We start from the raw sequence: 13,278 nt of genomic DNA, 5'->3' as shown, positions 1-13,278 counted from the left end.
ATAACGCGGGGTGGAGCAGTTGGCAGCTCGTCGGGCTCATAACCCGAAGGTCGTAGGTTCAAGTCCTGCCCCCGCAACCATATGGCGGAATAGCTCAGCTGGCTAGAGCATTCGGTTCATACCCGAAGGGTCGTAGGTTCAAGTCCTATTTCCGCTACCATATTTTTAAAATAAATAAATTGCCAAGTAATATGCTGGAGTGGCGGAACTGGCAGACGCACAGGACTTAAAATCCTGCGGTGGTTAAACACCGTACCGGTTCGATTCCGGTCTTCAGCACCAAATGACGCGGGGTGGAGCAGTTGGCAGCTCGTCGGGCTCATAACCCGAAGGTCGTAGGTTCAAGTCCTGCCCCCGCAACCATAAAAGTGGATTGAATATATATTCAATCCACTTTTTTCTTTTAAATAAGATTATTTAATTTATAATAAAGTTTAATGAATTGAATTTATAAATAGATTTCAAAAATGAATATAAATATAAGTATATTAATTAATTATATTTATATGAAAAATATTTTCCCCATGAAACCTTTTATAATTATTATTCATGACATAAAAATATAATATACGAAGATAAGAAAATTAAGAGGTATAAATTTACTAAAGTCATACTATAAGCGGAATAACTTAATAATTTAGAACCATAAACTAAAAATGAAAACAGAGGTAAAATGGAGTTTATTGTAATAAATTTCCTTATGCAAGCCTCCATTATATTACATTTATTTCCAATAGGTATTGATATAATTAACCTGTAAAAAAAATACAGGTGGGTGAAATTATTATGCAATATGGAGAAAATATTAGGACGTATAAAAGAGTAAAAAGCAGTATGGTTATTAGTAATGATAGGGATGGTGACGGAGCAAAAATAGTAGCGAAGAGTATTGTGTTTTTCTGTGTTGCTATATTAGTTAGTAGAGTAATAATGATAAACAAATCTGCACCTTTTGGGATTGCATTTTTACTTACAATACTATTCTTAGAGGATAACAAATTATCTTTATTTGTTGGACTTGGATCTATATTGGGCTACATAACTACAATAGGTGTAGTAGAGAATTCCTTAATGTATATAACTATAGTTCCAACTTTGGTTATAATATGTTTAATTTTAAATAGTTTTATAAAAAGGAATATTAAAAAGTTTGTTATTATAGGAGCAACTTTAATAATGATTTTTGCATATACTATGTTAGTGAATCAGTATACACTACTGTTGGCACTTGGAAATACTGCATTAGAAGGAGTAAGCATAATACCTGTTTACTTAATACTGGAGTATAGTATTAATAGTTTTAAAAACATAAGAACAAAGCATTTATTTTCAAATGAAGAAATAGTTTCTATGAGTATATTAATAGCTTTAATAATTGCAGGTACTTGGGGTATTGAAGTTTTCAATATATCAATTTTAAGTGTATTAAGCATTGCCGTTGTATCTATTATAGGCTATGTTTGTGGTACAAGCATAGGTGCTACAGCAGGAATTGCGATGGGTGTAATTGTGGGAATGTCTAGTCAGAATATTTTTGGTTATGCAACAGTATTGGGAGTATGCGCCTTGACTTCAGGGATATTTAGAGAAGGTGGAAAGTTGATTTCGTCTTTAGCATCATTTATAGTATTTTGCATAATGAAGATATATATAGCTACTTATATACCAGAAGGAATTTCACAATTTATATTGGCAGAAGGGATTTTATCTACAGCGTTATTTATAGTTATACCTAATGGTATATATGAAACTATATCTGGGGAGTTAGATGTAGAGAAAAAAAGCAAAAGATATGAAGAAGGATATGCTAATAAAGTAAAAGGAATTTTCACAGATAGGTTAGATAAATTTTCTGAAGTGCTTCTAAATATGGCTGGTACGTTGAATAATTTAGCTGATAATGATAAGCTAGATATGAGTACTAAAAGTAGTGGGCTTATAGAGAATTTAGCTAATAGAGTATGTAATAGCTGTGATACATGTGGAATATGTTGGGGAAGAGAAATGATAAATACCTATAAGGCTTTTGGAGAACTTTTAGAAAGTGCTCAGAATAAAACTAACATTTTTCCACAGTTATTAGAAAAGAAATGTATAAGGAAGGCTTCGCTAATAAGAAATACAGAAGATATTATAAATAAATTTATTATAAGTGAAATGTGGAGAAGTAGATTAGCGGAGGGCAGAGAGCTAATTGCAAATCAATTCAATAACATGGCTAAGTCTGTAGATGAGATTATGGAAGAGTTTTCAGCAGACTTTAATGAAGATAAAGATTCAGAAAAAAAGATTATGAGAATTCTTGAAAAGTACGATATAGAAGCTGATGATGTATTTGCAATAAAAGACAAGAATGAAAGATTAAATATACAGATAACCTGTAATTCTTGTAATGGAAGAAATTTATGTGTAAAAAAAATACTACCTTTAATTAATGATTGTGTGGATTATAAAATGAAATTAAAAGCCGACGGTTGTAAGATTAATCCTGTAACTAATAAGTGTACAGCTATGTTTGAAGAAGTACCTAAGTTTGGAGTAACTACTAGCGTATCTAGGGCATGCAAAGATGGACAAACTATCTTTGGAGATAATTTTAACTTTGGAGAAGGATATGATGGTAGTTACATGATGGTTATTAGTGATGGAATGGGCTCAGGTCCACAGGCAGGAAGAGAAAGTAAGGCTGTAGTTGAATTAATTGAGAAATTTACAAGCGCAGGCTTTAGCAGAACTACAGCTATAAATACAGTTAATTCTATAATGAGCCTTAAATTTTCAGAGGATGAAAAATTCTCTACAGTAGACTTAAGTGCAATTGACTTGTATAGTGGAGAAGTAGATTTTATGAAGGTGGGAGCAGTAGCTAGTATTGTAAAGAGTGGTGATACCATAGATATTATTAAATCTAGAAGTTTACCTATTGGAATACTAGATGAAGCAGATATAGAGATTCATAGTAAGAAAGTAAAAAATGGCGATTTGATTGTTATGTTAACAGATGGAGTTACAGACTGTGATGAAGAATCTAGTGGAAAGATAGATTGGATATTGGATTATTTATGTAGAAATGATAATGTGAGTCCAGAGGAACTATCTAAGGGTATAATTAATGAAGCGAAGAGAATAGGAAAAAATAAGGTTAAGGATGATATGACAGTTATGGTTTCTAGAGTTCACACAGCTTAATTTGGGTTAAGTAAATTGGAAAGTTAATTATAGCTAATTTATAATGGTTATAATAAAAAAAGTGAAGAGGTGTGTAAACATTTCTTCATTTTTTTATTATATTTGTTTTAAAATTCTTACATTTATGATATTATGACTTAAAACTATATTTTTAGGAAGTGTTTTTATGGGAGATAAAGAGTGGCCGAAAGTACATAATAATAGTATGAGAAATCAAGTTATCAAAACTATTGAAGAAAATGGAATGTTAAATAAAGGAGACAAAGTTATAGTTGCATTATCTGGAGGTCCTGACTCTATAAGTTTATTGCATGTTTTGTCTACGTTAATAGATGATTATAATATAAAACTATATGCAGCTCACGTGAATCATATGTTAAGAGGTAGTGAATCAGATGAGGATGAAGCTACTTGTAGAAGGTTTTGCAAAGAAAATCAAATTGAATTCTTTAGCAAGTCTGTAGATATAAACTTAATAGCTTGTGAAAACAATATCTCCACAGAGATGGCTGGTAGGGATGCTAGATATGAATTTTTTGAAGAGCTTCTAAAAAAGCTTAATGCAAATAAAGTTGCATTAGCTCATAATGTTAATGATCAAGCAGAAACAGTACTTATGAGGTTAATGAGAGGAACTGGAATAGAAGGGCTTATAGGAATTAAACCTGTAAGAGATAAAGTATATATAAGACCGATAATAAATGTGAGCAGACAAGAAATCGAGGGTTACTGTAAAGAAAACAATCTTCCGGCTAGAATAGATCAAACAAATTATGAGCCTATATATTCAAGAAATAAGATCCGATTAGAGTTGATACCTTATATACAACAAAACTTTAACGCGGATATAATTACAACCTTAAATAGAATGTGTGAACTTATCAAACGTGATGAGGATTATATTCAAGAAAATGCAATCAAAGTTTTTCAAAAATATTGTGATATAGGAGAAGATAAGGTTATAATATATAAAGATGTATTTTATCTTCATCCATCTTTAGTAAGTAGAGTGATAAGAAAAGCTCTATTAGAAGTTAAAGGGGATATAAATAATATTCAAAGCATACATATCGATAATATTATAAACTTACAAAAATCTGGTACAGGAAAGTTTACAATTGTTCCAAAAGAAATATTAATCAAGAATGTATACGGTAATATTGAAATAACAAGGCAAAAAAAACAATGTAAAGTTGATATAGATACTATTATAAATCTTAATATGGGTAATAATTATATTGAAGAGCTAGGACTTAAAGTATATATAAGATATATAGATAGTGACAAAAAAATGAATTTTAAATCTAATGATAACATAAAATATTTTAATGGTACTAATATAAAACATATAACATTAAGATTTAGAAGGAATGGGGATAGATTTTCTCCTCTTGGACTGAAAGGTAGTAAGAAGTTAAAGGACATATTTATAGACTTAAAGATTCCAAGAGAAGAAAGAGATTTTGTGCCTCTGCTTTGTTTTGATGAAGATATTTCATGGATAATAGGATATAAAATAAGTGAAAAATTTAAAATCCATGAAGGAGTAAAAAAAATTATAGAAGTAAGTGTGGAAAGGCAGGAAAAACATGAATAAGGACATTAAAGAAGTTTTATTAACTGAAGAGGTTTTGACAGAAAAAATTAAAGAAATAGGGGCTGAAATATCAAAGGAATATGCAGGGAGAGATTTAATTGTACTTGGTATTCTAAAGGGTTCAGTAATGTTTATGTCTGATTTAATGAAAAACATAACTATACCATGTAAGATGGATTTTATGGCTGTATCTAGCTATGGAGACGCTACACAATCTTCAGGAATAGTAAAAATAATAAAGGATTTAGATTTTGAAATAAAAGGCAAGGATGTGTTGATAGTAGAAGATATTATAGATAGTGGAGTAACTCTTAAATATCTTATGAAATACTTAGGTGCTAGAAATCCAAGGAGTCTTGAAATAGCTTGTTTACTTAATAAACCTGAAAGAAGAAAGGAAGAACTAGATGTTAAGTATCTTGGTTTTGATGTTCCGGATTATTTCTTAGTAGGATATGGTCTTGACTATGCTGAAATTTATAGGAATCTTCCTTATATAGGAATATTAGATGAACACGTATATATGAAGTAGTAAAGTTTTATACTATATAGATATAATCTTATTTATTTTTAAAATAGAATAGAATAGTAGTTCATTAATAATTAATATTATTGATGTTGTAAAGGAAAAACTCATATGATAGAATTTTTAGTGATATTGAACCGTAGAGAGAGGGGGGCTTTAAATGAAAAAAATTTCTAGTGCAACAATTTGGTTTTTAGTATTAATACTAGTTATATTTTCTGCACTATCATTATTCGATAGTACAGGAACTTTAAAAGAAATAAGTGTAACAGAATTTGAAAAATATATGCAACAAAAACAAGTATCAGCCATACAAACATCGTCTGATGGTACATCAGTAAGGGGTAAATTAAGTGATGGTACTGAATTCAGTGTAAATATTTTACAATCAAGGTATTCTCAAATACTTAAAGAAAATCCAAACCCTAATATGAATGAAAAATATGATCCACCTGCTACAGTTCCAGTTTGGATGAGAATTTTACCTACGCTTCTTGTGATAGGAATGGTAGTGTTATTTTGGGTAATGTTTATGAATCAATCGAGTGGAAGCGGAGGCGGAGGCGGCCGCGGGGTTATGAGCTTTGGTAAAAGTAAAGCTAAGATGGCTGTACCTTTAGAAGGCGATAAAAAGGTTACCTTTAAAAATGTAGCTGGAGCTGATGAAGAAAAGCAAGAGCTTGAAGAAATAGTAGATTTTCTTAAAAATCCTAAGAGATATATGGAAGTAGGAGCTAGAATTCCAAAAGGAGTACTATTAGTTGGTCCTCCGGGAACAGGAAAAACTCTTTTAGCAAAAGCAGTAGCTGGAGAAGCTGGAGTTCCGTTTTTCAGTATATCAGGGTCAGATTTCGTTGAAATGTTTGTGGGAGTTGGAGCTTCAAGAGTTAGAGATTTATTTGAACAAGCGAAAAAGAACTCTCCTTGTATAATCTTTATAGATGAAATTGATGCTGTAGGTAGACAAAGAGGTGCTGGTATGGGTGGAGGCCATGATGAAAGAGAGCAAACATTAAACCAACTTCTTGTTGAAATGGATGGATTTGGTGTAAATGAAGGCATAATAATGGTAGCAGCTACAAATAGACCAGATATTTTAGACCCAGCTCTTTTAAGACCAGGTAGATTTGATAGACAGATAGTTGTTGGTGTACCTGATGTTAAAGGAAGAGAAGAAATATTAAAAGTTCACTCTAAGAATAAACCTTTAAATGAAGATGTAGAATTAAAAATACTTGCAAAGCGAACACCAGGATTTACTGGGGCAGACCTTGAAAATCTAATGAATGAAGCTGCTTTATTAACTGTTAGAGCTAGAAGAAAAGTTATAACTATGGAAGAGTTAGAAGAATCTATAACTAGAGTAATGGCTGGACCAGAAAAGAAATCTAGAGTTATTAGTGAGAAAGATAAGAATTTAACTGCATATCATGAAGCTGGTCACGCAGTAGTATCTAAATACTTACCTAATTCTTACGCTGTGCATGAAATTAGTATTATTCCAAGAGGTATGGCAGGAGGATATACTTTACATCTACCTAATGAAGATACAGCATATACATCTAAGTCTAAACTTAGAGATGATATGGTTGGTCTTTTAGGCGGAAGAGTCGCTGAAGCTTTAATTCTTGGAGATATAAGTACAGGAGCAAAAAATGATATAGATAGAACTACATCAATAGCTAAGAAGATGGTTATGGAATATGGTATGACAGATGCTCTAGGACCTATATCTTTTGGAAAAGATGATGGTGAAGTATTCATGGGAAGAGACTTTGGAAGAACAAGAGATTTCTCTGAAGAGGTTGCATCTAAGATAGATAGAGAAATTAAAGCTTTAATTGATGAGGCTTATGAGAGAACAGAAACTATTCTTAAAGAGAATATAGATAAACTTCATGATGTTGCAAAAGCTCTACTTGAAAGAGAAAAACTTACTGCAGAAGAGTTTAATGCAATAATGGAAGGGAAAACTCTTGCAGAATTCGATGCGGAAAAAGTAGTGGTAGATTCTCCAAAAGCGGAAAATGATGCTCCTGTAGAAGAGAATAGTATTAGTTCTAATGATAAGTTTAAGGATTGGAATGTAGAAACTCTTAATGATGAAGTGTCAACAGATGAAAATCAGATAGAAGAAGTTTCAAATAATAAGAGTAACACATATAAAGAAAGTTAATACATTGTTTTAAAAGCACAGCTATTGCTGTGCTTTTTTTATAAAAGTAATTATGTTATAATGAACTTGAAAATAGAAGTGTATTGAAGAAACTATTGAGACAACTATATTTATAGTTATCATAGCTTAATTTATTTCTGAATTTTGAAAAAAATAATACAAATAAATATAATACTTGGGGGGTTAATTTATGAAAACTGATATTGAAATTGCTCAAAGTTCAAAGATGATACCGATTTTAGAGGTAGGAAAAACCTTAGGTTTAACTGAAAATGATTTAGATCTTTATGGAAAGTATAAAGCAAAGATATCCCTAGATGTTCTTGCAAATAGAAAAGATAAGGGTGATGGGAAACTTATATTAGTTACAGCAATTAATCCAACTCCAGCAGGAGAAGGAAAATCTACAGTAACTATAGGACTTGGTCAAGCACTTTGCAGTTTAGGCCAAAATGCTGTTATAGCATTAAGAGAACCTTCATTAGGGCCAGTTTTTGGAGTTAAGGGAGGTGCTGCTGGTGGCGGATACGCTCAAGTAGTACCAATGGAAGATATAAATCTTCATTTCACGGGAGATATGCATGCTATTACAACAACAAACAATTTGTTATCAGCAGCTATAGATAATCATATTCATCAAGGAAATGAACTTCGAATAGATTCAAGAAGAATTATATTTAAAAGAGTTTTAGATATGAATGATAGAGCTCTTAGAGATATAGTGGTTGGTATGGGTGGCAAGCCTAATGGATTTTTAAGGGAAGATGGATTCACAATTACTGTTGCATCTGAAATTATGGCAATACTATGTTTATCTAACAACCTTATGGATCTTAAGGAGAGATTTGGGAAAATACTTGTGGCATATGACCTTGATGGAAATCCAATATATTGTAAAGATTTAAAAGTTCAAGGTGCAATGGCTATGCTAATGAAAGATGCTATAAAACCTAATCTAGTACAAACATTAGATAATACGCCAGCAATAATTCATGGAGGGCCGTTTGCAAATATTGCTCATGGTTGTAACAGTATACTTGCAACTAAAATGGCGTTAAAGCTAGGAGATTATGCTATTACTGAAGCAGGATTTGGCGCAGATTTAGGAGCAGAGAAATTCTTTGATATTAAATGTAGGTATGGAGGATTAAAACCAAACTGCGTAGTTATAGTTGCAACAATTCGTGCATTAAAACATCATGGTGGAGTTAAAAAAGATGAATTAAATATTCCAAATGTAGAAGCATTATCTAGAGGTGTTGTGAATTTAGAGAAACAAATAGAAAACATACAAAAATTTAATGTTCCAGTAGTTGTGGCTATAAACAAATTCATATCAGATAGTGATGAAGAAGTTAAGTTCATAGAAGAGTTCTGTAAAGCTAAGGGTGTAGAAGTATCTTTGACCGAAGTTTGGGAAAAAGGAGCAGAAGGTGGAAAAGACTTAGCTAATAAAGTTATTTCAACTATTGAAAATAAAGAAAGTAAATTCCAAGTATTATATAATGAAGAACTCGACATTAAAGAAAAAATAAAAGTTATTGCAAGGGAAATCTATGGAGCAGATGATGTTGAGTTTACAGCATCGGCTAAAAAACAGATTAGTGAAATCGAAAAATTAGGACTTCACAAAGTACCTATCTGTGTAGCTAAAACTCAAAATTCTCTTTCAGACAATCCTGCTTTATTAGGAAGACCAACAGGATTTAATATATCTGTAAAAGAAGTTAAATTATCAAATGGAGCAGGTTTTATAGTTGCTTTAACAGGAACTATAATGACTATGCCAGGACTTCCAAAGGTTCCTGCTGCAAATAAAATAGATATTCATGAAGATGGAACTATAGAAGGTCTATTCTAAATTCTTTAAATTTAAATTAGATTATATATTAATCAGCTTAACAATTAATCAGATATAATTAAAAATTAAAGTTTATTCACTAATCCTATGATTTTCATAGGATTAGTTTTTTTTATAAATTTTAATAGACAGGAATTAAAATTTATTTAAACAGAATACTATAACTAAGATTATCTTAATTGTAGGAATTTTTAAATAAGAAATTCACAGAAAAATGAATTAAAACTTGCAATGAATATATACAAATGGTGTTAAATGTGTTATTATTATATACGGTAAAGTTAATATGTCAGGAGGCAGTAAAATGAATAAACTTGAAGTGTTTAATTCGCTTAAAGAGACATCACATTTAGGTGGTGGAGATAGTCAATTGCAAATGCAACACAACCTAAATAAACTTACAGCGAGAGAAAGAGTTCTTGCATTATTAGATGAAGGAACATTTGTAGAAATTGGTGCTCTTGTTTCAGACAATGGAGCCGGTGTAATTACTGGTCACGGAACTGTAAATGGTAGACTAGTATTTATATATAGTTGTGACTATACAGTTGAAGGTGGAACTTTTACAAAAGCTATGGGAAGAAAAATAATAAATATTCTTGATAATGCTGCTAAAATAGGTGCTCCTGTAGTTCAAGTTATTGATTCCATAGGTGGAAAATTAAATGAAGGAATAGAATTACTTGGTTCCTATGGATTAGTTTTAAATAAGTATGCTAAGTTAAGTGGTGTAGTTCCAAGAATATCAATTATATGTGGTCCTTGTAATGGGATAACATCATTAATTGGTACAATGAGTGATATAGTGGTTGCTGTAGATGAAATAAGCGATTTAAGTGTATCTTCTTTAGGGAAGCTTACTGAAAAAGAAGGTAAATATGTGGATAAATCAATGGTGAGCAATGGAGTAAGTGCTAATAAAAATAGTAATGCGCACATAAATACTGCTACTGAAGAAGAAGCATTCCAAGTTGTGAGAAATATAATTTCTTATATGCCATCAAATAATTTAGAATTACCTACTGTTAGTAATGAAGATTTAAATTTAAATTTAAGTAAGCTAAATCTTGATGAAATGGTTGAAAAGGACAATTATTCCTTAGATGAAATATTAAATACTATAACTGATGTAGATAGTATTATAGAGATATATGGAGGATTTGCTGCAAACTTTAGAACTGTACTGGGAAAAATCAACGGTTTGACAGTTGGAGTTATATTAAACTCTAGCAATAAAGAAATTGATAATTTAGGAGCAAATAAAGTTGCAAGTTTTGTAAAATTATGTGACAGTTTCAACATATCAATTTTAAGTTTAGTAGATACCAAAGGAGCATCAGTTTCTTTAGAAGAAGAAAATAATGGACTTGCTAAAAATATAGGAAAGCTTATGTATTCGTTAATTGATGCTTCAGTTCCAAAGGTTTCTTTAGTTATTGGGGAAGCATATGGCCTTGGATATGAAGTATTGGCTTCAAGAGAATCAGCTTTTGATGTTACAATGGCTTGGCCAACAGCAAAGGTATGTTTAACAAATCCAGAAGAATATATAAAAGGATTGCACAGAGATGAGATATTTAACTCAGAGGATCATAAACAAGGGGAAAAAGATGTAATTGCTAAATATTATGATGAAGTAACAACTCCATATAATTTAGCTAAAATGGGAATTATAGATGATGTAATAAAACCAAGCGAAAGCAAGCAAAGGATATTTGCTATGCTAGATATGTTACAAAGTAAAAGAGAATTAAAATATCCTAAAACACATGGTAGTACACTAGTTTAGGAGGAATAAGATATGAAAGAAACATTATTCAGAAACTTCACTCTAGATAATTTATCCTTTGCATTAGGTGTATCTGCCATTGCTATGATAATAGTGTTTGGAGTATTAATAGCACTTATGCTAATAATTAAGTTACAGAGCTTTTTATTAGGAAGAGATTATAAAAAGAAATCCAATACTAATGATGAGCCTAAAGAAGAATCAATTACGGTAAGTGAAGTTGATAACACTGTGCAAGCAGTAGATATTAATAAAGAATATGAGTTAGTGGCAGCTATAATGGCATCACTATCTGCTCATACTGGTAAACCACTAGATGAACTAAATATAAAGAGTATAAAAAGGATTAATAATAATTCAAGTTGGAGAAGTGCTTCTATTAAATAGAAGCATTGTTAGGAGGATATTTCGTATGAAAAAGTATAATATTACAGTTAATGGAAGTTTATATCAAGTAGAAGTAGAAGAGGTAAAGGGTGAATTTGCTACACCAGTAGCACCAGCAGCACCAATAGCATCAGCAAAACCAGTACAACCAACACAACCAGTAGCTCCAGCGGCATCATCAACTCCAGCACAAGCTCCAGCTGCATCACCAGTTGCATCAACAGCAGATGGTGCAAAGGTAGAAGCACCAATGCCAGGAACAATAGTTAAGGTACTTGCAACTAAAGGGGCAACAGTTAAACAAGGAGAGGTTCTCTTTGTACTTGAAGCTATGAAGATGGAGAATGAAATAATGGCTCCAGCAGATGGAACTGTAGTAGAGATAAATGTAACACAAGGAGCCGCAGTTAATACTGGAGATATATTAGCTGTTATTGGATAATAGGAGGTCAACTTAAATGAATGTTTTTGAAGTAATTAAGGATTTGTTTGCCTCTTCTGGGTTTGCGGCCTTAACATGGCAGCAAGCAGTGATGATAGGAGTATCTTTAGTTTTCATATGGTTAGCAATTGGTAAAAAATTTGAACCTCTTTTGTTATTACCTATAGCCTTTGGTATGTTACTTACTAACATACCATTAGGTAATATCATGGCTGAGCCAGTAGGTAAGGAAGTAGGAGGATTGTTATATTACTTATCAAGAGGAGTTAAGTGGGAAATATTCCCTCCGCTTATATTCTTAGGGGTAGGAGCAATGACGGATTTTGGCCCATTACTTGCTAATCCATCTAGTGTACTTATGGGAGCGGGGGCACAATTTGGTATTTTCTTTGCTTTTGGAGTAGCTATTCTTTTTGGATTCACACCACAAGAAGCTGCATCTATAGGAATTATAGGAGGAGCAGATGGTCCTACAGCTATATTCTTAACTAATAAGCTAGCAGGACATTTGTTAGGACCTATTGCAGTGGCAGCATATTCATATATGGCACTAGTGCCACTTATACAACCACCAATAATGAAGGCTCTTACAACTAAAGAAGAGCGTAGAATTAAAATGGGACAACTTAGACAAGTTAAGCAAATAGAAAAGATTGTATTCCCTATAGTTGTAACTATAATGGTAACTTTATTATTACCATCCTTATTGCCATTAATAGGAATGTTAATGCTTGGTAACTTATTTAAGGAGTCTGGAGTAGTTGGAAGACTTTCAGATACTGCACAAAATGCCTTAGTAAATATAGTTACTATATTCCTTGGACTTTCTGTTGGAGCAACTGCAACAGCAGAGGCCTTTATAAATCCTAAAACCATAGGAATAGTTATAATTGGAGTGGCTTCCTTTGCTGTAGCTACAGCAGGAGGAGTACTTGTAGGTAAAATCATGTGTAAATTAACTAAAGGTAAAATAAACCCATTAATTGGATCTGCTGGAGTATCAGCAGTACCTATGGCAGCTAGAGTTTCTCAAGTTGTAGGTCAAAAGGAAGATCCTACTAACTTCTTACTTATGAATGCTATGGGAGCAAATGTATCTGGAGTTATAGGAAGTGCAGTTGCAGCAGGTGTATTATTAACCTTATTCGGAGCTTAATATTAAGTTAAATTGTAAATAGTTTATAAAAAAGGTATGTACTTTTTAAAATGTACCCTAAGTCAAGGACATTTTATAAAAAGACCCTAAGATAAAAGATGATTTCTGTATTGAACAGGAGTCATCTTTTTTAAGTTCCATTGGCATCTATACTT

The 13,278-nt window shown here is 31.9% G+C and carries 9 protein-coding genes and 4 tRNA genes; all 13 read left to right on the top strand.

Annotation, left to right across the window (positions count from 1 at the left end; translation table 11 throughout):
• The first annotated feature begins 4 nt into the window (after window positions 1-4).
• Window positions 5-80 (top strand) — tRNA-Met (locus ACTNBA_RS13510).
• 3 nt (window positions 81-83) lie between these two features.
• Window positions 84-160 (top strand) — tRNA-Met (locus ACTNBA_RS13505).
• Window positions 161-193: 33 nt separating this feature from the next.
• A tRNA-Leu gene (locus ACTNBA_RS13500) sits at window positions 194-282 on the top strand.
• A 5-nt stretch (window positions 283-287) separates the two neighbouring features.
• Window positions 288-363 (top strand) — tRNA-Met (locus ACTNBA_RS13495).
• A 423-nt stretch (window positions 364-786) separates the two neighbouring features.
• On the top strand, window positions 787-3,189 hold the full coding sequence (spoIIE, locus tag ACTNBA_RS13490; protein ID WP_441074720.1) for a stage II sporulation protein E: 2,403 nt from the start codon (window positions 787-789) through the stop codon (window positions 3,187-3,189).
• 166 nt (window positions 3,190-3,355) lie between these two features.
• On the top strand, window positions 3,356-4,786 hold the full coding sequence (gene tilS, locus ACTNBA_RS13485; protein ID WP_441074719.1) for a tRNA lysidine(34) synthetase TilS: 1,431 nt from the start codon (window positions 3,356-3,358) through the stop codon (window positions 4,784-4,786).
• On the top strand, window positions 4,779-5,318 hold the full coding sequence (gene hpt, locus ACTNBA_RS13480) for a hypoxanthine phosphoribosyltransferase (RefSeq protein ID WP_346848849.1): 540 nt from the start codon (window positions 4,779-4,781) through the stop codon (window positions 5,316-5,318). The genes tilS and hpt overlap by 8 nt, the downstream gene beginning before the upstream one ends.
• Window positions 5,319-5,472: 154 nt before the next feature.
• Entirely contained in the window at window positions 5,473-7,488 is a 2,016-nt protein-coding gene (gene ftsH, locus ACTNBA_RS13475) for an ATP-dependent zinc metalloprotease FtsH (protein ID WP_441074717.1), read from the top strand.
• 190 nt (window positions 7,489-7,678) lie between these two features.
• Complete coding sequence (locus tag ACTNBA_RS13470) at window positions 7,679-9,349, top strand: formate--tetrahydrofolate ligase (protein WP_441074715.1); 1,671 nt, start codon at window positions 7,679-7,681, stop codon at window positions 9,347-9,349.
• A 304-nt stretch (window positions 9,350-9,653) separates the two neighbouring features.
• The gene (locus ACTNBA_RS13465; RefSeq protein ID WP_441074713.1) at window positions 9,654-11,138 is read left to right on the top strand and encodes a carboxyl transferase domain-containing protein; all 1,485 of its coding nucleotides are present in this window, start codon (window positions 9,654-9,656) and stop codon (window positions 11,136-11,138) included.
• A 12-nt stretch (window positions 11,139-11,150) separates the two neighbouring features.
• Window positions 11,151-11,525: an OadG family protein gene (locus tag ACTNBA_RS13460; protein ID WP_346848853.1), complete on the top strand. Its 375-nt coding sequence runs from the start codon at window positions 11,151-11,153 to the stop codon at window positions 11,523-11,525.
• A gap of 25 nt (window positions 11,526-11,550) precedes the next feature.
• Window positions 11,551-11,967 (top strand): biotin/lipoyl-containing protein, encoded by a 417-nt coding sequence (locus ACTNBA_RS13455; protein ID WP_441074712.1) that lies wholly within the window; start codon window positions 11,551-11,553, stop codon window positions 11,965-11,967.
• 16 nt (window positions 11,968-11,983) lie between these two features.
• Window positions 11,984-13,123 (top strand): sodium ion-translocating decarboxylase subunit beta, encoded by a 1,140-nt coding sequence (locus ACTNBA_RS13450; protein ID WP_346848855.1) that lies wholly within the window; start codon window positions 11,984-11,986, stop codon window positions 13,121-13,123.
• The last annotated feature ends 155 nt before the right edge of the window (window positions 13,124-13,278 follow it).

It is taken from the genome of Clostridium sulfidigenes (assembly GCF_052067195.1).
GTDB classification, from domain to species: Bacteria; Bacillota; Clostridia; order Clostridiales; family Clostridiaceae; genus Clostridium_J; species Clostridium_J sulfidigenes.
This window is presented reverse-complemented; position numbering and strand designations above follow the sequence as displayed.

Bases quoted from the DNA above. Each gene is read 5' to 3' on its own strand.
- spoIIE (WP_441074720.1), top strand. From the start codon at position 787: ATGCAATATGGAGAAAATATTAGGACGTATAAAAGAGTAAAAAGCAGT.
- tilS (WP_441074719.1), top strand. From the start codon at position 3,356: ATGGGAGATAAAGAGTGGCCGAAAGTACATAATAATAGTATGAGAAAT.
- hpt (WP_346848849.1), top strand. From the start codon at position 4,779: ATGAATAAGGACATTAAAGAAGTTTTATTAACTGAAGAGGTTTTGACA.
- ftsH (WP_441074717.1), top strand. From the start codon at position 5,473: ATGAAAAAAATTTCTAGTGCAACAATTTGGTTTTTAGTATTAATACTA.
- ACTNBA_RS13470 (WP_441074715.1), top strand. From the start codon at position 7,679: ATGAAAACTGATATTGAAATTGCTCAAAGTTCAAAGATGATACCGATT.
- ACTNBA_RS13465 (WP_441074713.1), top strand. From the start codon at position 9,654: ATGAATAAACTTGAAGTGTTTAATTCGCTTAAAGAGACATCACATTTA.
- ACTNBA_RS13460 (WP_346848853.1), top strand. From the start codon at position 11,151: ATGAAAGAAACATTATTCAGAAACTTCACTCTAGATAATTTATCCTTT.
- ACTNBA_RS13455 (WP_441074712.1), top strand. From the start codon at position 11,551: ATGAAAAAGTATAATATTACAGTTAATGGAAGTTTATATCAAGTAGAA.
- ACTNBA_RS13450 (WP_346848855.1), top strand. From the start codon at position 11,984: ATGAATGTTTTTGAAGTAATTAAGGATTTGTTTGCCTCTTCTGGGTTT.